The organism is Methylobacterium sp. Leaf112, from assembly GCF_001423295.1.
Classification (GTDB): domain Bacteria; phylum Pseudomonadota; class Alphaproteobacteria; order Rhizobiales; family Beijerinckiaceae; genus Methylobacterium.
This window is the reverse complement of record NZ_LMNG01000003.1, coordinates 55767-80753: the sequence shown is the minus strand read 5'-3', so window position 1 is coordinate 80753 and position 24987 is coordinate 55767. Positions and strand designations below refer to the sequence as shown.

The following is a 24987-nucleotide window of genomic DNA, read 5'->3' as shown; positions in this document are numbered from 1 at the left end:
GCTTCAGCGCACCATCGCCAGGGACGCGCCGGACTTCGAAAGCGCCCCATCGAGGGCGCCGCCGCCCTGACGCAGGCGGGCCGTCACGGTGCCGCCCGGCTGATAGAGGTAGACCTCACCGTCGCGGTAATCCCAGGCGGTCACCTTGGACAGATCCTTGTTCGGACAGGCGGCGGCGCTGGCCTTGTAGAGATCGAGGGCCGGGGCGCTCGACAGGGACACCCTGCAGCTCGCGCCCGTCGCGTCCTTGGCGGTCCAGTTGCCAACCACGGAGGATCGCCCCGAAGCCACCACCACGGGCGGCGGAGCCGGCGGGGCGACGGACGCCACGCTCGGCTCGGGCGCGATGACGGGGGTCGCGGGTACCACGGCGACGTCCGCACCGACGGGCGGAGGGGCGTCCACGGCGGCGGCTGCCCCCGGCGGGGGTGCCAGAGGCGCGGACGTGATGGGGGCGGAGGGCATGGCCGGCACCGACATATCCAGGGCGGCCTGAGGCCCGAGCCCACGGTTGCGGGGCTGGCCTTCCAGGCGCGACGAAGCGCAGGCGCCGAGGCCGGCAGTGAGCGCCAGGACGGCGACGGTCGACAGGAGCGGACGCGGCATCTTGTGGCAAATCCCGAACATCTCGGGGTCGTGGACACGGCCCCTGTGCTGGGTGCCTCACCGTCAAATGCGATGGCCGCAAGGCACGCCTATCTCGGTCGTGGGGATTCCCGTGCGGGGCGGCGAGTTTGCGCCCCGGTGTGGCCGGGACGCCTCAAGACTGTCGCCTCAGGACGGGGCAATGCCATCGATGGCGAGCCTGAGGTGTTTCGGCCCGCGCAAGGCCGAGCCGGGCCGGTATGGAGGCGGATCGGCCGGGAGGCGTGGGTTGCGGAGGCGGCGAGCCAGGGCTGTCAGAGCGGCCTCCGCCTCGAAGCGGGCGAGCGGTGCCCCGACGCAATAGTGCAGTCCCCCGCCGAAGCCGAGATGACGGACTCCGCTCCGATCGGGATCGAAGCGATCGGGCTCCGTGAAGACCGCCGGATCGCGGTTGCCCGATGCGAGGAGAAGAACGATGTCAGCGCCCTCCGGGATCGTCACGCCGCCGATGGCGATATCCGTGAGGGCCCGTCGGGTTCGGAATTGCACGGGCGGATCGTAGCGCTGGACTTCCTCGATGAGGCGCGGCGCACGGGCGGGGTCGTCGCGCAGGCGCACCAGCTCATCGGGATTCCGCAGGAGCGCCAGCATGGCGTTGGTGATCAGGTTCACGGTGGTCTCGTGACCCGCCACGAGCATCAGGATCGACGTCGCAATGAGATCGTAATCCCCCATCTGCGGCACACCCTGAACGCCCGCGACGGCAAGCCCCGACAGCATGTCGTCCTTGGGATGCCGGCGCTTCTCCTTGATCAGGCCCGTCATGTAGTCGGAGATGGTCTCGAAGGTCCGGCTGTTCTCAGAGCGGGCCTCCTTGTCCGCCATGGTGTCGGGTTCGAGCGCCGTGGCGAGTTGCGTCGCCCAGCCGTGAAACTGCGGTTCGTCCTCCGTCGGGATCCCGAGCAATTCGCAGATGATGGTCACCGGCAGCGGATAGGCGAGATCGTCGACGATATCGAAGCTCCGCGACCCGGCATGCTTGTCCAGGATCTCATCGACGAGACCGTGCGAACGGTCGCGCAGCGCCTGGACGCGCGCCTGCGTGAACTCGTGCATCACCGCCCGGCGCAGGGTGTCGTGGTCGGGCGGATCGCGGAAGATGAACGGCCGGTGCGTATCGGTGATCCGATCGCGGATCGGCTTGACGATCCAGTCGGAGATCGGATTGCCGGTCTTCGGCCGGTCGGCCGGCGGCAGGGTCTCGGAGCTGACGCGCGGATCGTGCAGCAACCGGGTGATCGCCGCGTGTGTCGCGACGACGTAGGTGCCGTCGGATTGACGCGATACGGGGGTCTCGCGCAGGCGGGCGAACAGCGGATAGGGATCGACGCGGTTGGCCTCGTCCTTGGCCTGTTCGAACAGGGTCGCGTCGCTCATCGATCGTCCTCTCCGGGAAACCCCGGCGTCAGCATGGTTAGGCCACCCTGGTCCACCGCGCCCCCAGGGGGCGGAAACGGCGCCCGGGACGCCACCATCTCGGCATAGGCCGGAAGCCAGCGTACGGAATCGAAGGAGACGGCCGCGATGCAGCGACCTGCGCGGCCGTATAGGGCGAGAAACCGGCCGGTCTTCGGGTCGCCCTGGGCGATGACGAGGCCGTCCGCCCCCTCCGTCAGTCCGACGGACTTGATCGTCAGTCCGCCCTGAGAGGACCAGAAGGCCGGTACCTCGGCGTAGGCTTCGCCGGTCCCGCGTCCCACGAGCAGACGTGCGGCGTGGGCGCCTTGCGCCGCGGCATGCCCCCAATGCTCAAGGGCGACAAAGCGCCCGTCGTAGAGGGGGTGGGGAAAGCGCGCCACGTCGCCAGCGGCCGCGATCGCCCGGTCGGGGCGACCTTCCGCGTCGAGGACGTATCCGTCCGCGTCGCAATCGACTCCCCCCTCGTCGAAGGCGAGGCCCGAACCGGCGAGCCATTCGGTGTTGCGGATGGCCCCCAAGGCCACCACCACGCACCCTGTCTCCAGCGTCCGTCCGTCCGCGAAGCGCGCACGCACCACATGGCCGGTGCCGTCGTCCTCGAACGCCTCGACCTCGCTGCCGAAGCGCAGATCGACACCGCGCGCCTCGTGTAGGGCCGCGACGACGGAGCCGAGGTGGACGCCGAGGATTGCCGCCAGGACCGTCGGGCCGGTCTCCACCAGGGTGACCGGCAGATCGAGGTCACGGCAGGCGGCGGCGACCTCACAGCCGATGAATCCGCCGCCGACGACCAGGACACGCTCGGGCCGTGCCGCGAGCGCGGAACGCAGGGCCGCCGCGTCGTCCCGCCCACGCAGGGTATGAATCCCTGCGAGATCGTTTTGCGCCGCGTCCGGCCAGGGTCGTGGCCGGGCGCCCGTGGCGATGAGGAGGCGATCGTAGGCGATGCGCTCACCGCCTTCGAGATCGATGGTCCGCCCAATCCTGTCGAGGCTGGTGACGGCCGATCCCAGACGCCACTCGGCATCGAGCGGTTCGAGGATCGGAAGGGTCGTGGCACCGGGCGCCACCGAACCGCCGAGGACCTGTTTCGACAGGGGTGGACGGTCGTACGGCCGGTGGGGCTCCGCGCCGACGATGGTGAGGCGGCCGGCAAAGCCTGCCTTGCGGGCGGCTTCCGCCCCGCGCAATCCGGCCAGCGACGCACCCACGACGACGAGGTGATCCTGGCTCACGAGCGGCCGCTTCCGGCATCCTCGACGAGGATCGCCTGGACCGGGCACGCGACGCGGGCGCGCTCGATGGATTGGCGCGCCGCCGCCGACGGCGCCGGATCGTAGTGAAGCGCCTCGGCCCCGTGCAGCACGAAATGCTCAGGCGCCGCGTAGCAGCACTGAGCGTAGGCTTGGCACAGATTCAGATCGACGCTGACCTGCAGCCCGCCGGCTGCGCGCGAGGGATCGGGGCTCGGCGAGGTGCCGATGCGGTCGTGGTTCGAGACGGGCATGCAGGCGCAATGCCCACGGTGGTTCACCGGTTCCGCACTGCACGCGCGTCACAGCGTCCGACGCATGATTCCGGCTACCGGCGCTTGTGCGGAAAGGGCCGAATCTACGATCTCGAGCCGGCATGCAGTGTCGAAAAGGACCCTGCCACGTCGGCAGCTGATGCATCGGTGCAACAGATGGGCGACGCTCGCCGAGGGTGACCACGTTTCTCTTGTAACGTTATTCCGTTCGCGCAATGAAACAACATAACATTTGTCGTGCGAGGCGTGATGCGGTCCGGTTTCTCGAAGAGCATGCTCGCAGGAACGGTCATCGCCGGTGCTGGCCTCGCGTCCTCCGGTGCCATGGCCCAGCAGGCCGAGACGACGCTGTCCGAACTCAGCGTCACATCCCCGAGCCCCATCGTCCCCCTTCGCGGCAACGGCTTGGCTACCGCGCCGCCGGTCGGGATCCTGCCGGTGGCGACCAACACCTTCTCGCCCGTCACCGTGGTGACCGCCGACCAGATCGCCCGCGATCAGCCTCGGACCCTGGGCGACGCCCTCGCCGACCGGCCCGGGATCTCGGCCTCGACCTACGCGCCCGGCGCCGCGAGCCGTCCGATCATCCGCGGCCTCGACAACAACCGGGTCCGGATTCAGGAAAACGGCGTCGGCATCCAGGACGTCTCGGAACTCGGCGAGGATCACGGCGTCCCCATCAATCCGCTGGTGGCCAATCGGATCGAGGTGATCCGGGGGCCGGCGTCCCTCCGGTTCGGCTCCCAGGCCATCGGCGGGGTGGTCAGCGTCGAGAACAACCGCGTCCCGACCTTCATCCCCGAGCGCGGCATCTCCGGGTCGGCAACCACGGGGTATTCCACCGTCGACAACGGTCGTCTCGGCGCCGTCACGGTGGATGCCGGAGCGGGCAACGTCGCGGTTCACGCCGACGGGTTCAGGACGGCGGCGGACAGCTACGCCACGCCGCTCGGCATCCAGCGCAACTCCGCCAACGAGTCCCAGGGCGGCTCCGTCGGAATGTCGTTCATCGGCGACCGTGGCTTCGTCGGCCTGTCCTACAGTCACTACGATGCGCTCTATCAGATCCCCGGCGGTTCGGCGGCGGAGAACCGCACGCGCCTCGATCCGCGGCAGGACCGCCTGCTGGCCCGCGGCGAGTTCCGCCCCCTCGACGGTCCCATCGCGGCGATCCGCTTCTGGGTCGGCGGGTCCGTCTATCGCCACGACGAAACCGGGATCGGCGAGGACGGCCGCGACGGCATCCAGGCCACCTTCAAGAACCGGGAAGCGGAGGCCCGGATCGAGTTCCAGCACGTGCCGGTCTTCACCGCCCTCGGGACCCTGACGGGGGCGCTCGGTCTGCAAGCCGGACGCCGCACCCTCGGCACCGCCGGCGAGGCGGGTGGCCTGCTGGCGCCGACGGATTCACGCAGCAACGCCGTGTACCTCTTCGAGGAATTGGCCGTGGGCAACGGCCTGCGCTTCCAGGCCGCCGGCCGAATCGAGGGAGATCGCTCCGCGGGCACCGCCACCCAGTTTCCCGGCGACTATCGACCGATCGAGGGCGAGGACCCGCTGTCCTACGGTCGACGCCGCCGATTCGCACCGAAAAGCATCAGCTTCGGTGCGCTGCAGGATCTGCCGTACGGGTTCGTCGCCAGCCTGAATGGGAGCTTCGTCGAGCGTGCGCCGACGGCTTTCGAACTCTATTCCCGCGGGGCCCACGATGCCACGGAGACCTTCGAGATCGGCAACGCCGCCCTGAAGAAGGAACGTGCCCGGACCGTGGAAGCCAGCCTTCGCCGCGCCGAGGGGCCGCTGCGTCTCGACGCCACCGGCTACTACACCCGCTACACCGGCTTCATCTACAAGCGCGACACGGGACGCCGCTGCGGCGACGATTTCGCCTCATGCGGCAGCGACGACGAGTTGCAACAGATCGTCTATTCCCAGCGCAACGCGACCTTCTACGGCGCCGAGATCGGCGCGCAGCTCGACCTCCTGCCCGTGGGCAACGGCTGGGCCGGCCTCGACGCCCAGTACGATTTCGTCCGCGCCCGGTTCGACGACGGCACCTTCGTGCCGCGCATCCCGCCCCACCGTGTCGGCGGCGGCCTGTTCGTGCGCGCCGACGGTTGGTTCGCCCGGGTGAACCTGCTCCACGCCTTCGCTCACACGGAGGTCGCCCCCATCGAGACGATGACGCCGGGCTTCGACGACCTGCGCGCCGAGGTGAGCTACACCAAGCCCCTCGATCCCGTCCTCTACGGTGCCACCGAGGTGACCCTCGGCCTCCAGGGGCGCAACCTCCTCGACGATCGGATTCGCAACTCGGCCTCGTTCAAGAAAGACGAGATCCTGTTGCCGGGCCGCAACCTGCGGATCTTCCTGACGGCGCGCTTCTAATCGATCAGAGGAGTTGTCCCTGACCCTGGTCGGGCATCGTCGGCACCGGTGTCGGGGCTTGATGCGCCGGATCGTGTTCGGCCGGCGGGTCGGACGCATCGTCGTCCGAAGTGTATCCGCAGCGATAGACGATCTCGTCGGGCGGACCAAGGCCGGTGTGGAGGGGGATCGCCACCGTGTCGTCGGAGAAGCGCCAGTGACGGGTGCCCCGATCCCAATAGAGCCAGATCGTCGTCGGGTGCCCTTGTACCCCGAACACCGCCGCCTTCTTCGACAGGGCCTGGACCGTGCGCGGCGCGTACATCCCCTTCTGACGATAGGCCTCCCGCAGGGCGGGGCCCTGACGGTCCATGAAGGTGTTGCGCACGACCTGAATGGTCGCGCCGGGCTCGGCGAGGAAGCGCTTGAAATCGCCGAGGGAGTGCAGGACGAGTGCCATGGCGGTCACCCTCGATGGAGCCGTGGAAGTTTCGCTCCGACACCGTGTCCGAACTCATCCGCGATGCTGCAGGGCAAGTGTTCCGTTCCTGTGACGCGACATGTCCCACTGCATGGGGCCAGGTCCGGGTTACCCACAGAAATCGCTGGTTCTACCCATACTTCTCGGCCGGCTGTGGATGCCGCGCGCCGCCGACAATTCGTTCGACCGGAACCGAGCCTTGACCCGCACCAAGCCTTGACCCGAACCAGGCCTTGCCGCGTTGTCGCGGCATGCTGCTCCAGTTCTTCACCGCCCTGCGCGAGGCCAAGGTTCCTGTCACCTTACGGGAATTCCTCACCCTCCTGGAGGCCCTCGACCGCGATCTCGCGGAGAAGCGGGTGGACGCGTTCTACCTGCTGGCCCGGACGGCCCTTGTGAAAGACGAACGCCATCTCGATCGGTTCGACCGGGTGTTCGGCACGGTCTTCCAAGGGCTGGAGACCGTAGGCGCCGCGACGGAGCCCTCCACGATTCCGGAGGAATGGCTGCGCAAGCTCGCGGAGAAATACCTCACCGACGACGAGAAAGCCGAGTTGAAGGCACTCGGCTGGGACAAGCTCTTCGAAACCCTGAAGCAGCGCCTCGCCGAGCAGAAGGAACGTCACCAGGGCGGCTCGAAATGGATCGGCACCGGCGGGACCTCGCCGTTCGGCGCCTATGGCTACAATCCGGAAGGCATCCGCATCGGCCAGGACGGCAACCGCAACTTTCGCGCGGTCAAGGTCTGGGACAAGCGCGAGTTCCGCGACCTCGACGACGGCGTCGAACTCGGCACCCGCAACATGCGGGTGGCCCTACGGCGTCTCCGGCGCTTCGCCCGCACCGGGGCGGCGGAGGAACTCGATCTCGACGGCACGATCCGGGAGACGGCCGCCAAGGGCTATCTCGATGTGAAGTTGCGGCCCGAGCGGCGCAACGCCGTGAAGGTGCTGCTCTTCCTCGACGTCGGTGGGTCGATGGATTGGCATATCGGTCTGGCCGAAGAACTGTTCTCGGCGGCCCGGTCCGAGTTCAAGCACGTGGAGCACTACTACTTCCACAATTGTCCCTACGAGCGGGTATGGAAGGACAACCGCCGCCGCCACGACGAGACCCTGCCGCTGCTCGAAGTGCTGCGGACCTATCCGGCGGATTACCGGGTTGTGATCGTCGGCGACGCTTCCATGAGCCCCTATGAGATCGCGACGCCGGGTGGCTCCGTGGAGCACTGGAACGACGAATCCGGAGAGGTCTGGCTCGGGCGACTGCTGGACCGGTTTCCGAAGGCGGTGTGGCTGAATCCGGTGCCCGCGGAACATTGGGGCCACACTCAGTCCATCACCATGATCCGCCGGATCCTCGGCGGGCGCATGTACCCGCTGAACCTTGAGGGGATCGACGCCGCCATGCGCGAACTGGTGCGTTGACCCGCGATCGCCTTCCCCACGGCGGGTTCGCCGCACTGGTCCCGGAACTCGACGTTTTCGACCTCGGGCGGAGCCTCGCATTCTGGTGCGACGCCCTCGACTTTTCCGTTGTCTATGCGAGGCCGGAGGATGGGTTCGCCTACCTGGAACGGGAGGGTGCCCAGGTCATGCTCAACCGGGTCAACGGCAACTGGTCGGTCGGCGACCTGAAGCGACCGCTCGGCCGAGGCCTCAACCTACAGATCACCGTCGCGGTCCTCGTCCCCGTGCTCGAACGGCTGGCGGCTCAGGACTGGCCGCTGTTCCGGGACGTCCATGACGCCTGGTACCGGGTCGGCGACGTCGAGGCGGGCCTCCGTCAGGTCTTGGTTCAGGACCCCGACGGTTATCTCGTGCGTCTGTGCGAAACCCTCGGGGTCCGGACGATCGGCCCCTCGTTCAGCCCTGACGCGCCGGCGTCGTCACCGTGAGGCCGTCGAGTTCCGGCTTGATCCGGATCTGGCAGCACAGGCGCGAGGTCGCACGCACGTCCGAGGCGAAATCGAGCATGTCCTGCTCCATGTCCTCTGCCGGCCCGACGATGGCGGCCCATTCGCCGTCGACGTAGACGTGGCAGGTGGCGCACGCGCAGGCGCCGCCGCATTCCGCGTCGATCCCCGGCACGTTGTTTCGGATCGCCGCTTCCATCACGGTCGATCCCACGTCGGCTTCCACGGTCCGGGCCGTGCCGGCATGGTCGACGTAGGTGATCTTGGGCATCGATTGGGGCTCCGGGCTCGTACAACGCGTGTGTGGTCGGTTGTGCGGCGCGAGGTCTGCCTTGAAGGGGCAGGCCTCGGAATGCAAGCGTTCGCCGACGCCCGGCGATCATTCCTTCGCTGGCACCGGCGACCTTTCGCTTACGCGGGACACGCCGCGCCGTTCCATGCCGGACACTGCGGCGGGTTCGCTCGGCTCACACCTCGGCGATCGCCCGCAGGGCCGCGGCGACGGCTCCGGCCAGGGGCGCCAGTGCCGGATCGCCGTCGCTCCGCAACGCATCCTCGACCATCGCGCTCGCCGCCGCCACGGAGACGGCGCCGATGCCGAGGGCCGAACCCTTCAGGGTGTGGGCGAGGTCCGCGCGCTCGGCCCGTGTGCGGGCCGGATCGCCGATCTCCGGCAGGAGGCGGTGACACTGACCGGCGAACAGCATCAGGAGTTCACGGGCGAGTTCCGCGTCGCCGAACGTCTGCCGGGTGAGGTGATCGTGATCGATGGGCGGCACGGGCACTTTTCGATTCGTCTGCGGCGGCGATGGCCGGGCTTCCCTATCCACAGGCGCGGAAGCGGGTTTGGTTTGCGTTTAAGCATTGCGGGCCCATGGATAAAGCCGACGGCGGGAAGCCGGCCCCCGGGCTTGGTAACCATTCCGTTAAGGTTTTTGCGGCGGACGCAGGCGGTCGGGTATCGGCCCCCGGTGCCGGTGTCTAAAGTTCGTTTGATAAATTGGTAAAAGTGTCTCCTTCGCCGGGTGCGGCCGACGCGGGAGAATACGGGTAACGAGGCGTTGCATGGCCACGGAAAAGAAGCTCAAGGATCCGGCGGAGGCAGCCCTGTCCGCGATCGAGCAGGCCCTCAACTTGGACATGCTCACGCCCGACGCGTCCGAGAACCGCGTCGAACCGCGCCTGCCCGACGTCGGTGACGGCGATCCGCTCCTCGATCCGAGCGGACGTAACCGCCCGCCCCGCCTCGACGAGCCTCTGGCGTCCGACCTTCCGCCGCCGGACCGCGCCCGCCCGCGCCGCGAAGGTGGACTGCTGCCCCCGGACCGCTCGCTGGTCGCCAACGACGATCGCCAGAACATCGGCATCCTGCAGCAGACCCTGCGGGTTCGGCCTTCTCCGATGCCCTACGTCGTCGCGGCCGTCGCATCGGCCGTGTGGTTCGCGAGCCTTCTCGCCCTGGCTTGGATCCAATCCGGCGGTGATCTGAAGACCTACGCGCAGGGCCTCACGGCGCTCCAGTCGGCGGTGGCGGCCACCGCCCTCGTCGGACCCGTGGTCTTGTTCTCGATCATGGCGATGCTGGCCGTGCGGGCGCAGGAGATGCGTCTCGTCGCTCGCGCCGTGGGTGAAGTCGCCATTCGCCTGGCCGAGCCGGAGAACTTCTCGACCGACGCCGTGCTGACCATGTCGCAGACCGTTCGCCGCGAAGTGGCGGCCGTGGGCGACGGTGTCGAGCGGGCGCTCGCCCGCGCCGGCGAACTCGAGACCCTGGTGCGTGGCGAGATCGCCACCCTGGAGCGTGCGTACTCGGAGAACGAGATCCGCATCCGGTCCCTGGTCGACGAGCTCGTCGCCCAGCGCGAATCCATCGTCGCCAACGCAGAGCGCGTCCGCGGAGCCATCACGGGCTCGCACCAGAACCTGACGCAGGAACTCGACGGGGCCGCAGAGCGCATCGTCGCCGCCGTCACCGGCGCCGGCGAGCGCGTCACCGGCGCCCTCGATGCGCGCGGGCACGCCATCACCACGGCACTCGGCGACCGCGGCGACGCCATCACGTCGGCGCTCGCCCTGGCCGGAGACCGCGTCGTCGGTCTCGTGACCGATCGGGGCGACGACCTCGTCCAACGCCTCGCCGCCACCAGCGAAGGCGTGCGCGGCAGCCTGACGGATGTCGGCAACACGCTGACCCAATCCCTGGAGAGCCGAGCCGAGGAAGTGACCCGCGCCTTCGAGCGCACCGGCGGGCTCCTCACCACGACGCTGGCCACCAACGCCGGCGACGTCGCACGCACCCTCGCCCAGACCGGCGCCGAGGTGATCGAAACCCTGAACCGCGAGGGCAGCGAGGTCCGCAGGACCTTCGAGGAATCCGCCCGCGGGCTCGAGAGCGCCTTCCTGGCGCGCGGCGGTGAGCTGACCGCTCAGTTCTCCACCACCGGCGGTGAGATCACCGCCCGCTTCGCCGAGACCGGCGACGCCTTGCGCGCACACTTCGCCGCCACGGGCTCGACCCTGACCCGGGACATCGCGACCATCGGCGATGGCGTGTCCGATGCCATCCTGGCGCGCGGCCGTGAGGCCGAGGAGCGTCTGGCCCAGGCGACCGGCGGCGTCATCGAGACGTTCGGAGCGCGGGCCGACGCCCTGCGCGACGGCCTGGTTCGTTCCATCGAGGAGGCGACCGCCCTCGTCGACCGCAACGGCGGCGCTCTGGCGGAGCGCATCGATACGGTCACGGGTCGGCTGCGAGAGACCCTGGCGGTCCAGGGCACCGGCATCGCGGACCTCATCGAGGCCCGCGGCCGCGATGCCCAGGCCGGGTTCGCCCTGACGGCCAGCGGCCTCATCGAAACCCTCGATTCCCGCGCCGGATCCGTGCGCGACAGCCTGGCTCGCGCGGTCGAAGGCATCACCGGCGACATCGACGCGCGCGGCGGCGCACTCGCCGAGCGCATCGAGACGGTGACGGGACGCCTGCACGAAACCCTGGCGGTCCAGGGCGTCGGCGTCGCCGAACTCATCGAGACGCGTGGTCGTGAGGCCGAAGCGAGCCTCAACCGGAGCACCGATGGCCTGATCGAGGCCTTCGATGCCCGCAGCGAGACCCTGCGCCAGCGTTTCGTCAGTTCCGTCGACGGCCTCGCGGCCGGAATCGACGCGAGCGGCGGCGCCCTGGCCTCCCGGATCGAGGCCGTGGCTGGGCGCCTGCACGACACCGTCACCGTTCAGGGTGGCAGCCTCGAGAGCGCCCTTGCCCTCGCCGGCGATCGGGCCGGCGGTCTCATCACCGAGCGGACCCACGCGGCGACGGCCGAAGTCGAGCGCCTCCTGGCCGAGCTCGGGCACGCCCTGGAGGCCCGCACCGGTCAGACGGTTTCGGCACTCCAAGCCACCGCCGCGACACTCGATGGTCAGTTCGGGGCCCAGACCCTGGAGGCGACCGAGACCCTGCGCCGCAGCGCCGAAGAGATCACCGTCGCGCTCGGCGCCTGCGCGGCCGAGGCCGCACAATCCCTGCGCCGCTCCGCCGCCGGCGCCACGGGCGAACTCGAAGCCCGCACCGTGGAGGCCGTCGAGATCTTCGAGCGCCGCCTCGCCGCCAATGCCAATGCGCTGTCGAGCCGGACAGAACAGGCCGCCGCCCTGCTCGGCCAGCTCGCCGAGGGCACCGGTGACACCGTCGCCGGCCGCACCGAAGCCTCCGTGGCGGCCCTGCGCCGGACCCTCGAGGAAATCAACGCCGAGTTGGCCGCGCGCGCCGACGAGGCCGCCGGCGTCATCGATCGCGCCGCTCAGGGAATCGGTGGCAGCCTCGACGCCCGCGTTCGCGACGTCGAAGTCGCCTTCGGCAACCACGGTCGAACCCTCGGCGAGCTCATCGCCGCCCACACGCACGACGCCCATTCGCAACTCACCCTGGCCGGCCGCGACATCACCCTCGCCATCACCGCCCAGAGCGCACGGGTCAGCGAGGCCCTCGGCGCATCGGGCGAGCGCTTCGACGAGACCACGAAGGCTCGGGCCGACGCCATCGAAACGGTCTTCACCGATCGCCTCGCCGCGCTTCAGGACACCATCGCGCGGGGTGACATCATTGCGGAGCGCATCGCCCGCGATACGACGTCCCTATCGCAGAGCGTCGGCGGCCAGCTCGAGGAGATGGACCGGATCATCTCCGTTCGCGGCCAAGCCGTGGCCGAGACCATCGCCGAGCGCACCCGGGAGGCCCGCGAGGCAGTGGAGACCCAGCTCGGTGCCCTCGAGGAGCGCGGCATCAAGCGCACCGCCGAGATCGGCGAGACCTTCTCGCACCTCATCACCCATATCGACGGCCAGCTCGGCTCGCGTGCCACCGCCCTCAACGAAGCCTTGATCCTGCGCACGGCCGAGATGGCGCGGATCATGACCGAGGGTGGACGCGACCTCGTCGAGACCCTCGACGCCCGCGCCGATACCATGGCGCAGGACATCGCCGCCCGCAGCCTCAGCCTCGGTGATACCCTCGGCGCGCGCGCGACCGAGATCACCAGCCACCTCGACGTCCAGACCCGGGAACTGGTCCAGCGCCTCGATGACGGCGCGACGCGCTTCGATTCGGGCATTCTGACCCGCCTCGAAGTGATCAGCGCCACACTGGAAGAGCGCGGCCGCCTCATCGACGAAGCCTTCGGCACCCAGGCCCTGGAGGCGATCCGCCTCATCGAGAGCCGCACCCGCGCCGTGGACGAAGACCTCGCCGCCCGCACCCGCGAACTCGTCGACATGATCGTCGAGCGCACGGGTGGAGCCAATGCGGCCCTGTCCCAGCAGGCCCAGAGCCTCCGCGACGCCTTCTCCGAGCGGACCGATCACCTCGTCAGCCTTATCGACGAGCGCACCGCCGCCATGGGCAGCGAGCTCGACGAGAAGGGCCGTGCCGTGTTCGGAGCTCTCGGGGGTCGCATCACCGAGCTCGCCCGCCTCCTCGATTCCGGCACCAACGCCCTCGGCACCCTCCTGGAGACCCGCGGCGAGACCATCCTCGCTCGCCTGCGCGAAGTCGTGGCGGAAGCGGACCGGCTTCTCGGCGAAGGCGAAAACCGTCTCGGGCGCACCCTCGACGGGCGCACCCTCGACATCAGCTCGCTCCTCGACGAGGGCGTGCGTACGGTCCACCAGCTCCTCGACGATCGCACGGGCGAGATCCGCGCGCTTCTCGACAGCCATGCCCAGGTCCTCGGCACGAGCTTCGAGGATCGCCTGGCGCCCTTGCAGGACAACCTCGACCAGCGCGGCCGCCGCCTCGTCGAGACCATCGAGGCGAGCCTCGGCAGCGCCGCGGGCGCCGTGGATGCCCGGACCCAGGCCATCGCGGCCCTTTTCGACGAGCGTATCGGTCATCTGGACGAGGTCGTGGAGCAGCGCGGCGCAGGCCTCGCCGATGCCGTCGAGGCCCGCACCCAGGCCCTCGCGACGACGTTCGACGCCCGTCTCGGCCAGCTCAACGCCATCGCGAACCAGGACGACTCGAGCCTGATCGCGGCCGTCGAGCAGCGCATCGCCGCCCTCGGCAACCTGTTCGACAGCCGCATCGGTGAGCTCGACAGCCTGGTCGAGCGCCGCACCGGCGGCTTTGCCGAATCGGTGGACGGCCGTGCCCGCGATCTCGCCGCGCTGTTCGATCACCGCATCGGTCTCCTCGGACAGATCGTCGAAGGACGTGGCGCCCAGGTCGCCGACGCCATCGACGCCCGTACGAAGACCATGGCCACGCTCCTGGACGAGCGTCTCAGCGGCCTCGATGCCCTGGTGGACGGACGCGGCGCGCAGGTGTCCCAGGCTCTCGACGAGCGCACCCGCGCCCTTGCGAGCCTGTTCGACGAGCACCTCGGCGGTCTCTCGGATCTCGTGGACGGTCGCGGCCGCCAGATCGGTCAGGCCCTCGATACCCGCACGGAGGCGCTCGCTGCTCTGTTCGACGGCCGGATCGAGCAGATCAACGCCCTGGTCGCACAGGATGCCGGCGGCTTTGCCACGGCACTTGATGGGCGTGTTCAGTCCATCTCCGCCTTGTTCGACGCCCGGATCGGCGAGCTCGACACCCTCGTGGAGCGCCGCAGCGGCGGCCTCGCGGAGAGCGTGGACGGCCGGACCCGCAGCTTGGCGGCCATGTTCGATCACCGGATCGACCTCCTCGCCCAGATCGTGGACGGGCGCGGCGCCCAGGTCACCGACGCGATCGACGCGCGCACCCAGGCGCTGACGACGCTGTTCGACACCCGCCTCGGACATCTCGACGACCTGGTCGAGGGACGCGGCACGCGCTTGGCCGAGGCCGTCGACAGCCGGACCCAGGGCCTGCGCGCCCTGTTCGACGAGATGCTCACGGCCCTCGACGGTCTCGTCGACAGCCGCGCCGAGACGCTGACCGATCGGATCGATGCCCGCACCCAGGCTCTCGTCGGACTGTTCGACGAGCGCATGAAGGCCCTCGACGGGCTGGTCGGTGAGAGTGCCGGTTCGCTCACCGATCGGGTCGAGGAGCGCACCCGCACCCTCGCGGCCCTGTTCGACGAGGGCCTCGCCCGCCTCGATGGAGTTGTGGAGAGCCGTTCCGGCGCCCTCACCCTCCAGGTGGATACCCGGACCCAGGCCCTCGCGACGGTGTTCGACGAGCGCCTCGGCGCCCTGGATTCGCTGATTTCCGGTCGTGCCGCCGGCCTGGCCCGGACCATCGAGACGCAGGGTGCGGCCCTCACCCAGGCCGTCGATGCCCGCAGCGAAGCCTTCACCAGCCGTATCGACAGCCGCATGAAGGTGTTCGCCTCCCTGGTCGCGTCGCGTGGCGACGCCCTGGCCGCTGCCTTCGACGATCGTCAGGACGCCTATGCGACCCTGGTCGACGAGCGAAGCGCCGCCATGCTGTCCGCCTTCGACGAGCGGGTCGGTCGTCATGCCGCCGCCGCCGAAGCCCATGCCGCCGCCCTTGCCTCAGCACTGGATCAGCGCAACGAGGCCGTCGCGGCCCTCATCGACGGTCGCAATGCGACGATGACGGAAGCGTTCGACCGCCGTTCCACGGCGCTCGCCGCCCTCGTCGAGGCACGTGGCCAGTCCTTGGCCCAGCGCCTCGCTGCGAGCGCCGAGACCATCACCCGCGCCATCGAGGAGCGCGGCGGCAGCCTCGTCGAGACCCTCGACGGGCGCGGCTCGCACGTGATCGAGGCTCTCGCGGCACAGTCCGATCGCCTCCGCGCCGTCGTCGATGGCCCGGCCGCATCGTTGGTCGAAGCTCTGTCCGAGCGAGGCCAAGCCCTCGAGCGGGCCCTCGCCGAGACCGGCACACCCCTCGTGGAGGCGATCCGCCAGCGTACGGACGAACTCGAAGCCCGTTCGCAGGCCTCGGCCGAAGCTCTGCTGGCAACCATCGACGGGGGCGCCTCGCGCGCCATCGCCACCCTCACGCAGGCCAACGACGCCCTGCGTCACGACGTCGGCAGCGTCCTCCAGCGTGTCGAGAGCGCCAATGCGGCCCTTGCCGAACTCCTGGCGGGGGCGGGCGAAAACCTCGGCGCCATCGAGACGGGTCTCGCGGCCCGCATCGAGCAGGTCCAGGAAGCCCTGGGCGCCATCGCCAGCGAGACCGAACGGGCGAGCCGCGGCGTCGCCGAGCAGGTCGACGAGCTCAAGTCCGTCGCGCAGGGTGCCCTGCGTGATGCGGCCGAACTCGCCGCGTCGCTCGACGCCAGCGGCCGGTCCCTGGGAGATCTCGGACGGACCCATGCGGCGGCACTCACGGGCGCGGCCGGATCCCTTGAGACGGCCGAAGGTCGCCTCTCCGAGGTTCTGGCGGCGCGCGGGGGCGCCATCGAGGGCGTGCTCGCCCGGATCGACGAACGCTCGGGTTCCCTGGAAGCCGAGACCGCCCGTTTCGATGCACTGATCGAGCAGACCCTGCGGACCGCGGAGGAGCGAGCCCGCGCCATCGGCACCGGTCTGGCCGAGACTGCGAAGGGCGCCGGCGCCCGTGTCGTCGAGGCGTTCGAGGGCCTGCGGTCTGGCGCCGACAGCGAGGGCGAGCGGACGGCGCAGGGCGTGCGTGCCGCCATCGACGCGGCGTCCCGCGAGATGACGGCGGTGTTCGAGACGGCCTCGGGGCGCTTCGGTGATTCCGTGGCCGGCCTGCGCGAGATGGCGAGCGAGATCCGCCGCGAGCTCGACGCCACCCGCGCCGAGATCCAGCGCGGTGTCCTCGACCTGCCGCGCGAGACGCAGGACGCCACCGGCGAGATGCGCCGGGTCGTCTCGGATCAGATCAAGGCCCTGGGCGAGCTGACCACCCTCGTCGCCCGCACCGATCGCGGTGTCGATGTCGCCCGGCCGTCCGCGGCTCCACCCGCTCCGGCGCCGGTTGCCCCAGCCAAGGCACCGGTCGCTCCCACACCGGTCGCCCCCGTTCGGACACCCGCTGCGGCCGCGCCGAAGCCGGGGCAGACCATGACCATCGTGCCGGCACCCGCCGGTCGGCCCGCCAACGTTGCCGCCCGCACGGGCGAGGCACAGCGTGCGCAGGCCAACGGTGCCAAGGCGGGAGACCGTGGTTGGCTCTCGGACCTCCTGACCCGAGCATCCCTCGATGATGATGGCGACGAGTCCGAATCCGAATCTCAGGCCACCGCCGGAACCAAACCTTCACCGGAGAAGGGGTCCCCCGAGGCCAAGGCGGCGGCCGAGCGTGGGCGCACGGCTCTGGAGACCATCTCGGCCGACATCGCCAAGATGATCGACCACCGCACGGCCGTGGATCTGTGGGAGCGCTATCGCCGGGGTGAGGCGAACCTGTTCGACCGCCGCATCTACACCGCGCAGGGGCGCCAGACCTTCGAGGAGGTCCGCCGCCGCTACGCCGGGGATGCCGATTTCCGACGCACCGTGGACCGCTACGTCGCCGAGTTCGAACGCCTGATGGCGGACGTGTCCAAGAACGACCGCGATTCGAAGCGCGCCGACGCCTACCTCACCTCGGAGACCGGCAAGGTCTACACGATGCTGGCCCATGCCAGCGGACGCTTCGACGGAGCGTAGGGCACCGGACCCCCTTCCCCCATTCTGGGGCGGAGGGGGCTCGGTATCGCGATGGCGTCAGATGAGGCCGAGGCTGGCCAGTTCGCGGCGTAGCGCATCCGGCATTTGCGCCAGACCGTCGGCCGTCGCTGCGTCGAGATCGGCCGGAGCGTCGTCGGCCTTGAGATAGCGCCAGCCCTGGAATGGTCGGCACGGGCGCGGCGAGACCGGAACAACCACGGGATCGAGAACGAGGCGGCAGCGGCCGATACCGTCGGCACCGGTGAACGGTGCGATCGCCGCGATGGTCTGCCGGCAGGCGAGTGTGCCCTTGATCACCCAATAGATCGAACCGCCGCCGAGGATCTCGGACAAGCGGGTCGGAACCATGCGGGTGACGTGGGCGGGTGCCGGGTCGCGCGCCTGTGCCAGGGCGTCGGCGCGGGTCTGGGCGATCCGGGCTTCGAGCTCCGCGATGGAGGCGGGACCGACGCACAGCTTCAGGAGGTGGAGAGCCATGCCCGCTCTCCTAATCGGATCCGACGGTTCGTGAACCCTGTTTGGGAGGAGAAAAGCCGTGGTCGCGACGCCGCACCCTCACGAGAACAGTGCGCGCTTCTCCTCGTCCGAAAGGCTGTCGATATCGGCGAACGCGGCGGCGATATCCTTCTTCGGGGCCTCGTCAACGACGCGCTCCTCCTCGGGGCTCTCGTCTTCGGGGATCTCGTCTTCGGCGGTCTCCTCCACGAGGATTTCGTCCGACGGATCAGCCATTGCGTCGCCTTGCGTCGCGTCGGCGGCCATCTCCGAAGAGGGCGTGGCGACAGCGCGTTCGGCCATTGCCGTCGGTTCAGTGTGGGCTTCGGAAACGGATTCCGCGACCGCTGCGGGGGCAGGCTGCGCGGCGACCGGCTCATCGATGAAACGGTCGACGTCGCTCTGCGACAGATCGAGGGGCTGGGCAGGATTGGACTCACCGGGGGCGGGCGGCACCGCCTCGAGACTATCGCCCCAGATCGCCATCATCGCGGCGACCCGCTCTTCGAGGTAGCGCAGGGTGTGGATGATGCGTGCCGTGCGCTGCGCCGTGAGATCCTGGAACGAGCAGGCCGTGTAGATCTCGGTGGCGCGCTGGTCCAGCGCATCGCAGAGCGCCGCGTCGGAGCCCGATTCCCGCAATGTCCAGGCGGCCTCCTGAACGTCCTCGGCGGCGCTCAGGATGTCGGAGGTCGCCCGCTCCGTAGAGCGCACGATGGCGTCGAGGGCCACGGAGGCGATGCCGAGGCGGCTGTTCTCGTGGTCCGGCGTGCCGAGGGCGACGATCTCCGCCTTGGTGCGGGCGATGGCGTTGGCCATGTCGAGGAGGTCGCCGCGCATGCGCCCGACCTGGGACCCGTCGCGCTCCTGGGTGACGACGGCTTCGAGGCGTGCGATGGCGCCCAGGACGGACTGAGTGTCTTCGCCCCGCGTGCGCCGGGCGTATTCGTCGAGGAACCAGCGCCCCCGTGCGCTCTCGGACATCGCCGTCTCGATGCGATCGTATTCCGAAACGTCGATGGACGTCAGCGAGCGGGAACGCGACATGTAGATCCGGGTCCTCGGGTTGCTGCACCCCCGGTGTTCGATCGGGGCCACAGACATTCCGAACGATTGACACGATGGTTTTAACGCGGGCTTTACGGGTCCGATCTGTCCCCAAATCTTCTCGCGGCCCCGAGCCAACGTGCCCCACGCCACCGCCACGCCACCGGAGCCGAACCCGTTCCGGCTCGCGAGCCTCTACGCCGTGGTCTTCGTCGAGATCGGCATCGCCATGCCGTTCATGCCCGTCTGGCTCAACGCCCTCGGCCTCGAGGCCGGGATCATCGGCGTGCTCCTCGCCCTGCCCATCGCGGTCAAGATCGTCGCCACCGCCCCCCTCGTCGGACTCATCGACCGGGGCGTCGGTGCGCGCGCCCTCCTGGTGGCGGGAAGTCTCGCCTTGGCGGCCACCTACGCCCTGATGCCGGCCGGCGCGGCGCTCGGCTGGCCGGTGCTCGCGCTCCTCATCGCGCTGAACGCGGCGGCCGGCGCCCCCCTGGTGCCGAGCATCGACTACCTGACGCTCGCCGCCGTTCGCCGCAGCGCCCGCCTCGACTACGCCCGGATCCGCATGGCCGGTTCCATCGCCTTTCTCGCCGCCAACCTCGCCGGTGGCGCGGCCTTGGGGTTTCTCGGCGAGCGGCTCGCCGTGCCGCTCCTCACCACCGCCCTCGCCCTGCTGGCGGCGGCGGTGTGCGCGGGTGTCCGCCTCGAACTTCCCACGGCGGCCGTCCCGCGTACGAAGGCGACGCGTGTTCCCCTGCCCCGCCTTCTCTGGCTCACCATCGCGGCCGGAGCGGCGATCCAGGCGAGCCATGCCGCGCTCTACGCTTTTGCCAGCATCCACTGGAGTCTCAGTGGGTTTCCCGTGGCCTGGATCGGAGCCCTGTGGGCCATCGGCGTGCTGGCCGAGATCGTTCTGTTCGCCGGCATCGGTTTGTGTCCGGCGGGGTGGCGAACGCCGTTCCGCCTGCTCGGCCTCGGGGCCGCCGCGGGTGCCGTGCGCGCGATCGGCATGGCGTTCTATGGCGATACCCTCGGGGCGGTCATCGTCCTGCAGACCCTGCACGGCTTCAGCTTCGGTGCGACCCAGCTCGGCGCCATGGCGGCTGTGTCGCGCTTCGCCCCAGAGGGCGCGCGCGGACGGGCGCAGGGGACGCTCAGCGCCACCAACGCCCTGGCGTCGGCCTGCGCCACCCTCGCCAGCGGGCTCGCCTACGGGCATGGCGGTGGACCCCTCGCCTTCGGCCTCATGGCGCCGCTGGCGGTGATCGGCCTGTGCCTGACGGCACGCGCCGCGCGCCTCGCGCAGCGGCAGCGTCTTCACAGCGCCGCCTTTGTGGGCCAGCACCCGGATACGATTGCGTAACCCTAACCTGTGAGGAACGGGGAACGCGAGTAACGGAGTGGCGTGTCGTGCCGACCGCTGAGACCCTGCCGAACCCGGACGTCGCCGACGCCTCCGCCCTCACGGGTGGACGCATCGCCCTGCGCGGGCGCTGGACCGTCGACCAGGGCAACGCCGTGGAGGCCGCCGCCGCGGGAATTTTTCGCGGTGCCGAGAGGGGCTCCGTCGTCGTCGACCTGACGGGGGTGACCCGCCTCGATACCCTCGGGGCCTGGGTCCTGGAGCGGACCCGGTCGGAGATCGAGGCCGCGGGCGGGCGCCTCGCCTACGCGGGTGCCAGCCCCGAACACCGAATTCTCCTGGGCGAGGTCAAGCTGCCCGCGGCCGAGCCCGTGTTGGCACGGCGCGGCCGGATGTTCGGCTTCCTGCACGACCTCGGCAAGCGCGTGGTCGGCGCCCGCTCCGACCTCGTCGCCGGCCTCGCCTTCTTCGGGGAAGTCGTCACCGCCTGTATCCGCGTCGCGGCCCGGCCCGGGACGTTCCGCGGAACCGCCTTCGTCAACCAGCTCGATCAGGTCGCCTTCCGGGGCGTGCCGATCATCGTCCTCATCTCGTTCCTCGTCGGCGGCATCGTCGCCCAGCAGGGCATCTTCCAGCTCCAGCGCTTCGGGGCGCAGAGCTTCGTCGTCAACCTCATCGGGCTCCTCATCCTGCGCGAGCTCGGCGTGCTCCTCACCTCGATCATGGTGGCGGGCCGCTCCGGCTCGGCCTTCACCGCCGAGATCGGCTCGATGCGGATGCGCGAGGAGGTCGACGCCCTCCGGGTCATGGGCCTAGATCCCATCGAGATCCTGATCGTCCCGCGTATCCTCGCCCTCGTGGTCGGGCTGCCGATCCTCGCCTTTCTCGCATCCCTCGCAGCGCTCGCCGGCGGCGGCCTGACGGCGGCGCTCTACGGAGGCATGACCACGGAAGCTTTCCTCGCCCGGCTGCAGGTGGCGGTGTCGTTCCACCACGTCGCCGTGGGGCTGATCAAGGCGCCGTTCATGGCATTGATCATCGGAATCATCGCGACCATCGAGGGCTTTGCCGTGGAAGGCTCGGCCGAATCCCTCGGGCGCCACGTCACGGCCTCAGTCGTGAAGTCAATCTTCATGGTCATCGTCCTCGATGGGCTCTTCGCTGTTTTCTTCGCGGCAATCGATTTCTGACCCTGTGCAGACCGAACGCGCCCAGGCCGAGCGGCCGACCCGTGAACACGTAGCCGGCACAGAGCCGGACGCGATCATCCGCGTCCGCGACCTCGTCGTCGGGTTCGGCTCGAAGATCGTCATGAAGGGCCTCGACCTCGACATTCGCCGGGGCGAGATCCTGGGCTTCGTCGGACCCTCGGGCCAGGGCAAGTCGGTGCTGACCCGGACCATCCTCGGTCTCGTACCCAAGCGGTCGGGCCGGATCACCGTGTTCGGCGAGGACGTGGACGGCCTCACCGTCACCCGGCGCCGGCAGATCGAGCAGCGCTGGGGCGTACTGTTCCAGCAGGGCGCCCTGTTCTCGGCGCTGACCGTCAAGCAGAACATCCAGATGCCCATGCGCGAGCACCTGAACCTGTCCGAGCGCCTGCTCGACGAGTTCGCGCGTCTCAAGATCGAGATGGTTGGTCTCAAGCCCGATGCCGCCGACAAGCTGCCGTCGGAACTCTCCGGCGGCATGATCAAGCGCGCGGCCTTGGCCCGCTCCCTGGCCCTCGACCCGGAGATCCTGTTCCTCGACGAACCGACCTCGGGCCTCGATCCCATCGGCGCCGGCGAGTTCGACGAACTCGTCGCCACCCTGAAGCAGACCCTGGGCCTGACCGTGTTCATGGTCACTCACGACCTCGATAGCCTCTACACCGCCTGCGATCGCATCGCGGCGCTCGGCGACGGCCAGATCATCGCGCAAGGCACCATTTCGGAGATGTTGGAGAGTGACCATCCGTGGTTGCGCTCCTACTTCCACGGCAAGCGCGGCCGCGCCGTCATCCCCAACGGCACGCGCCATGCGGCGGCCTGATCCCCTTCACCGTGTGGTGACGCACCGCGCGTCCACCCCGAACCCGGGCAATCGCTGATCCGATGGAGACTCGCGCGAACTACGCCCTGATCGGCGCCTTCACCCTCGCCGTGCTCGTCGCGGCCTTCGGCTTCGTGTTCTGGCTGCAGGGCGGCTCGCGCAGCCAGGCCCGTCAGGCCGTGCGGATCGTCTTCTCCGGCAGCGTCGGGGGCTTGGCCAAGGGCTCGACGGTGGCGTTCAACGGCATCAAGGTCGGCGAGGTCACGGACGTGCGCCTGCTGCCGCAGGACCCGCGCCGCGTCGTCGCCGTGGTCGAGGTCGAGCGGACCACGCCGCTTCGCGCCGACACCCGCGCGCGCCTCGATTCGGCGATGCTGACCGGCGTCTCCACCATCTCGTTGTCCGGCGGCAACGCCGATGCACCGGCCCTGGGCACCGGTACGGGCGACCAGATGCCGACGATCTTCGCCGATTCGTCCGACATCCAAGACATGATGGCGGCGGCCAAGCAGATCGCCCAACGGGCCGACGACGTACTCCAGCGCCTCGACAAGGTGGTGGCCGGCAACGAGGGCGCCATCAACCGGACGCTGGCCAACGTCGAGGCGTTCTCGAAGACCCTGGCGGATGCCGGACCGGCCGTGAGCGGCTTGGTGAAGGCCATCGATGGACAGAAGCTCAACCGCGTCATCGACAATGCGGATCGCTTCTCGGCGGCGCTAGCGGCCGGCAGTCCCGACATCGAAGGCGCCCTCAGGGACGCGCGCGGGATGATGGCCAAGCTCAATACCTCGGCCGACCGCGTCGACGCCGTACTGAAGGGGGCCGAGGGCTTCCTCGGTTCGGCCTCGGGTTCCGCCGGGACCAGCACGTTCACGGAGGTGCGTGAGGCCGCCATCTCCGTTCGCGACGCGGGCAAGGCGTTCCGCACCCTGTCGGAGAACCTCGACAAACGGACGTCGAACATCGCAACCAGCTTCAACCGCCTCAGCGGCACGGGTCGGCGCGAGGTCGAAGCCCTGTCCACGGACGGGCAGCGCACCCTCAACACCCTCAACCGCACGGTGAAGAACCTCGAGCGCGACCCGAGCCAGGTGATCTTCGGCGGCAAGCCGTCGTTGCCGGAATACAACGGTGGTCGTTGAATGCTGTTTTGCCGGGATGAGGGTGTCCCGGCGCACGGCACGAAACGAGCTTTGCCGTAGTTTGTCCCTCGCAGCCTGTCGCGCTGCGAAGTCCGGATCGCGTATGACCCACTTTTCACCGGCCCTCGCCCTCGGCGTGAGCCTGCTCGCCGTGGCCCTCGGTGGCTGCGGCGGCGCCGTGCCGCTCACCTTCGACCTCGCCGCGCTCCCGCCCTCGGGTCGGGTCAGCGCGTCCGCGCGCTCCGTCACCGTGGCCGAGCCCGTCGGTATCCAGCCGTTCGAGGCCGACCGCATCATCGTGCGCGAGCCCGGCGGAGCCCTGTCCTTCCTCGGCGGCGCCCAATGGGCCGACCGGCTGCCGCGGCTGATCCAGACGCGCCTGATCCAGAGCCTCGAAAATTCCGGTCGCTTGAAGTCCGTGAGCCGGCCGGGCGACAAGATCGTCTCGGATTTCCAGCTCATCTCCGAGATCCGCGCCTTCGACATCGCTGCGGGCTCGGGCGAGGCAGTGGTGGATCTCTCCGCCAAGATCATCGCCGAGGGCACCGGAAAGGTCGTTGCCGCTCGGGTGTTCACGGCCCGCATCCCGGTGGCGAAGGTCGATGTCGCCTCGGCCGCCGTGGGGCTCGACGCGGCGCTCGCGCGGGTGCTCGGCGAAATGGTCGTGTGGGTGAATTCCGGCCGCTGAGGCCTTCGGACGGATGATCGTTCGCGGACGTAGCGCTCATTCCCGAGAGCGGTGTGTCCACCAAACGATCATTCCATCACGGCCGCCTTCATGATCACCACCATGATGGCGCGGGCCGGCTCCGGACCGATGCAGCGCACCGTGTGCGGACGGTCGCAGCGATAGCGCAGGGTCTCGCCCGCGCGGGCGCGCTGGACCGTGCCGGCGACTTCGACTTCGAGCTGCCCCGTGGTGACCGTGAGGGATTCGACCGAGCCGCGCTGGTGCGGATCGGAATCGAGGATGCCGCCGGGATCGGCCGACACCTCGTACCATTGCAGCCACTCGACGGTCTTGATCCACCCGACGATGGCGAGCCGCACCTTGCCGTCGTCCGAGACGAGGATCGGCGTGTCGGCGCGCGAGGTCTTCTCGATGAACGGCTCTTCGTCGCTGGTCGCCAACACGCGCTCGATGGACACGTCCAGTGCCTGGCTCAAGCGCCAGATGGTGGCCAGGGTCGGGTTGGTCTCGTTGCGCTCGATCTGGGAGATGATCGACTTCGCGACCCCCGATTGCTCCGCGAGTTCGGACAGCGAGAGGTTGTAGGCCTTGCGCAAGCGCTGGATCGTCTTGCCGAGCTGACCCGAAAGCAGTTGGGCGCCCGTCAGGATATCCCGCTGCCGCCCGCGCTCGGGGGTCGTCACCTGATCGTCCATTGTCCCTGTAACCCGCCGGATCGTTCCGTACATCGAACGAACGTGCGGTACTTCAAACGCAAAATTCGG

At 69.5% G+C, this 24987-nt stretch carries 19 protein-coding genes; 9 read left to right on the top strand and 10 right to left on the bottom strand.

Going from position 1 to position 24987, the window contains the following annotated elements:
- Window positions 1-3: 3 nt before the first annotated feature.
- From ASF52_RS03280 to ASF52_RS03265, 4 genes are all read right to left on the bottom strand, one after another.
- Window positions 4-606: an AprI/Inh family metalloprotease inhibitor gene (locus ASF52_RS03280; RefSeq protein ID WP_056167758.1), complete on the bottom strand. Its 603-nt coding sequence runs from the start codon at window positions 604-606 to the stop codon at window positions 4-6.
- A gap of 168 nt (window positions 607-774) precedes the next feature.
- Window positions 775-2022 carry a cytochrome P450 gene (locus tag ASF52_RS03275; RefSeq protein ID WP_056167529.1) on the bottom strand — a complete coding sequence of 416 codons (1248 nt, stop codon included), beginning with the start codon at window positions 2020-2022 and terminating at the stop codon, window positions 775-777.
- Window positions 2019-3299 (bottom strand): NAD(P)/FAD-dependent oxidoreductase, encoded by a 1281-nt coding sequence (locus ASF52_RS03270; protein WP_056167526.1) that lies wholly within the window; start codon window positions 3297-3299, stop codon window positions 2019-2021. The genes ASF52_RS03275 and ASF52_RS03270 overlap by 4 nt, the downstream gene beginning before the upstream one ends.
- Window positions 3296-3571: a ferredoxin gene (locus ASF52_RS03265; protein ID WP_056167522.1), complete on the bottom strand. Its 276-nt coding sequence runs from the start codon at window positions 3569-3571 to the stop codon at window positions 3296-3298. Before ASF52_RS03265 ends, ASF52_RS03270 begins: the two co-directional genes overlap by 4 nt.
- Before the next feature lie 270 nt (window positions 3572-3841).
- Between ASF52_RS03265 and ASF52_RS03260 the strand changes: the two genes are divergently transcribed.
- Window positions 3842-5980, top strand: coding sequence for a TonB-dependent receptor domain-containing protein (locus ASF52_RS03260; RefSeq protein ID WP_082515169.1), 2139 nt, complete (start codon window positions 3842-3844; stop codon window positions 5978-5980).
- Between the two features lie 4 nt (window positions 5981-5984).
- On the opposite strand, the gene ASF52_RS03255 is transcribed toward ASF52_RS03260, so the two are convergent.
- On the bottom strand, window positions 5985-6419 hold the full coding sequence (locus ASF52_RS03255; protein WP_056167519.1) for a hypothetical protein: 435 nt from the start codon (window positions 6417-6419) through the stop codon (window positions 5985-5987).
- A 272-nt stretch (window positions 6420-6691) separates the two neighbouring features.
- Here ASF52_RS03255 and ASF52_RS03250 point away from each other — a divergent pair, with 272 nt between their 5' ends.
- Both ASF52_RS03250 and ASF52_RS03245 read left to right on the top strand, forming a co-directional pair.
- On the top strand, window positions 6692-7867 hold the full coding sequence (locus ASF52_RS03250) for a vWA domain-containing protein (protein ID WP_056167515.1): 1176 nt from the start codon (window positions 6692-6694) through the stop codon (window positions 7865-7867).
- Window positions 7864-8337, top strand: coding sequence for a bleomycin resistance protein (locus ASF52_RS03245; RefSeq protein WP_082515168.1), 474 nt, complete (start codon window positions 7864-7866; stop codon window positions 8335-8337). Before ASF52_RS03250 ends, ASF52_RS03245 begins: the two co-directional genes overlap by 4 nt.
- Here the strand turns inward: ASF52_RS03245 and ASF52_RS03240 are convergent.
- Both ASF52_RS03240 and ASF52_RS03235 read right to left on the bottom strand, forming a co-directional pair.
- The gene (locus ASF52_RS03240; protein WP_056167511.1) at window positions 8306-8626 is read right to left on the bottom strand and encodes a 2Fe-2S iron-sulfur cluster-binding protein; all 321 of its coding nucleotides are present in this window, start codon (window positions 8624-8626) and stop codon (window positions 8306-8308) included. The genes ASF52_RS03245 and ASF52_RS03240 overlap by 32 nt on opposite strands.
- 196 nt (window positions 8627-8822) lie before the next feature.
- Window positions 8823-9134 (bottom strand): Hpt domain-containing protein, encoded by a 312-nt coding sequence (locus ASF52_RS03235; RefSeq protein WP_056167508.1) that lies wholly within the window; start codon window positions 9132-9134, stop codon window positions 8823-8825.
- A 286-nt stretch (window positions 9135-9420) separates the two neighbouring features.
- Between ASF52_RS03235 and ASF52_RS03230 the strand changes: the two genes are divergently transcribed.
- Complete coding sequence (locus ASF52_RS03230) at window positions 9421-17424, top strand: hypothetical protein (protein ID WP_056167506.1); 8004 nt, start codon at window positions 9421-9423, stop codon at window positions 17422-17424.
- 57 nt (window positions 17425-17481) lie between these two features.
- Here the strand turns inward: ASF52_RS03230 and ASF52_RS03225 are convergent, their stop codons facing one another.
- The gene (locus tag ASF52_RS03225) at window positions 17482-17922 is read right to left on the bottom strand and encodes a DUF1489 family protein (protein WP_056167504.1); all 441 of its coding nucleotides are present in this window, start codon (window positions 17920-17922) and stop codon (window positions 17482-17484) included.
- A gap of 78 nt (window positions 17923-18000) precedes the next feature.
- A complete protein-coding gene (locus ASF52_RS03220) occupies window positions 18001-18987 on the bottom strand; it encodes a hypothetical protein (protein ID WP_056167499.1) in 987 nt (328 codons plus the stop codon).
- 139 nt (window positions 18988-19126) lie between these two features.
- On the opposite strand from ASF52_RS03220, the gene ASF52_RS03215 reads away from it, so the two are divergent.
- The 5 genes from ASF52_RS03215 to ASF52_RS03195 all read left to right on the top strand — a co-directional run bounded on the left by ASF52_RS03215 (window position 19127) and on the right by ASF52_RS03195 (window position 24220).
- Window positions 19127-20353, top strand: a complete 1227-nt coding sequence (locus ASF52_RS03215) for an MFS transporter (RefSeq protein WP_056167496.1) — start codon at window positions 19127-19129, stop codon at window positions 20351-20353.
- Window positions 20354-20400: 47 nt separating this feature from the next.
- Window positions 20401-21543, top strand: a complete 1143-nt coding sequence (locus tag ASF52_RS03210; protein WP_056167493.1) for an ABC transporter permease — start codon at window positions 20401-20403, stop codon at window positions 21541-21543.
- Window positions 21544-21664: 121 nt separating this feature from the next.
- Entirely contained in the window at window positions 21665-22387 is a 723-nt protein-coding gene (locus ASF52_RS03205; RefSeq protein WP_244474187.1) for an ABC transporter ATP-binding protein, read from the top strand.
- A gap of 62 nt (window positions 22388-22449) precedes the next feature.
- Window positions 22450-23532: an MlaD family protein gene (locus tag ASF52_RS03200; RefSeq protein ID WP_056167491.1), complete on the top strand. Its 1083-nt coding sequence runs from the start codon at window positions 22450-22452 to the stop codon at window positions 23530-23532.
- A 103-nt stretch (window positions 23533-23635) separates the two neighbouring features.
- The gene (locus ASF52_RS03195) at window positions 23636-24220 is read left to right on the top strand and encodes an ABC-type transport auxiliary lipoprotein family protein (protein ID WP_056167489.1); all 585 of its coding nucleotides are present in this window, start codon (window positions 23636-23638) and stop codon (window positions 24218-24220) included.
- A gap of 68 nt (window positions 24221-24288) precedes the next feature.
- Here ASF52_RS03195 and ASF52_RS03190 read toward each other — a convergent pair whose 3' ends face one another.
- Window positions 24289-24918: a helix-turn-helix domain-containing protein gene (locus ASF52_RS03190; RefSeq protein ID WP_056167485.1), complete on the bottom strand. Its 630-nt coding sequence runs from the start codon at window positions 24916-24918 to the stop codon at window positions 24289-24291.
- Between the last annotated feature and the right edge of the window lie 69 nt (window positions 24919-24987).

What these genes read in the sequence shown, in the direction of transcription:
- ASF52_RS03240 (WP_056167511.1), bottom strand. Translation starts at nt 8,626, where the DNA reads ATGCCCAAGATCACCTACGTCGACCATGCCGGCACGGCCCGGACCGTG.
- ASF52_RS03200 (WP_056167491.1), top strand. Translation starts at nt 22,450, where the DNA reads ATGGAGACTCGCGCGAACTACGCCCTGATCGGCGCCTTCACCCTCGCC.
- ASF52_RS03190 (WP_056167485.1), bottom strand. Translation starts at nt 24,918, where the DNA reads ATGGACGATCAGGTGACGACCCCCGAGCGCGGGCGGCAGCGGGATATC.
- ASF52_RS03205 (WP_244474187.1), top strand. Translation starts at nt 21,665, where the DNA reads ATGAAGGGCCTCGACCTCGACATTCGCCGGGGCGAGATCCTGGGCTTC.
- ASF52_RS03260 (WP_082515169.1), top strand. Translation starts at nt 3,842, where the DNA reads ATGCGGTCCGGTTTCTCGAAGAGCATGCTCGCAGGAACGGTCATCGCC.
- ASF52_RS03195 (WP_056167489.1), top strand. Translation starts at nt 23,636, where the DNA reads ATGACCCACTTTTCACCGGCCCTCGCCCTCGGCGTGAGCCTGCTCGCC.
- ASF52_RS03255 (WP_056167519.1), bottom strand. Translation starts at nt 6,419, where the DNA reads ATGGCACTCGTCCTGCACTCCCTCGGCGATTTCAAGCGCTTCCTCGCC.
- ASF52_RS03250 (WP_056167515.1), top strand. Translation starts at nt 6,692, where the DNA reads ATGCTGCTCCAGTTCTTCACCGCCCTGCGCGAGGCCAAGGTTCCTGTC.
- ASF52_RS03220 (WP_056167499.1), bottom strand. Translation starts at nt 18,987, where the DNA reads ATGTCGCGTTCCCGCTCGCTGACGTCCATCGACGTTTCGGAATACGAT.
- ASF52_RS03265 (WP_056167522.1), bottom strand. Translation starts at nt 3,571, where the DNA reads ATGCCCGTCTCGAACCACGACCGCATCGGCACCTCGCCGAGCCCCGAT.
- ASF52_RS03280 (WP_056167758.1), bottom strand. Translation starts at nt 606, where the DNA reads ATGCCGCGTCCGCTCCTGTCGACCGTCGCCGTCCTGGCGCTCACTGCC.
- ASF52_RS03225 (WP_056167504.1), bottom strand. Translation starts at nt 17,922, where the DNA reads ATGGCTCTCCACCTCCTGAAGCTGTGCGTCGGTCCCGCCTCCATCGCG.
- ASF52_RS03230 (WP_056167506.1), top strand. Translation starts at nt 9,421, where the DNA reads ATGGCCACGGAAAAGAAGCTCAAGGATCCGGCGGAGGCAGCCCTGTCC.
- ASF52_RS03275 (WP_056167529.1), bottom strand. Translation starts at nt 2,022, where the DNA reads ATGAGCGACGCGACCCTGTTCGAACAGGCCAAGGACGAGGCCAACCGC.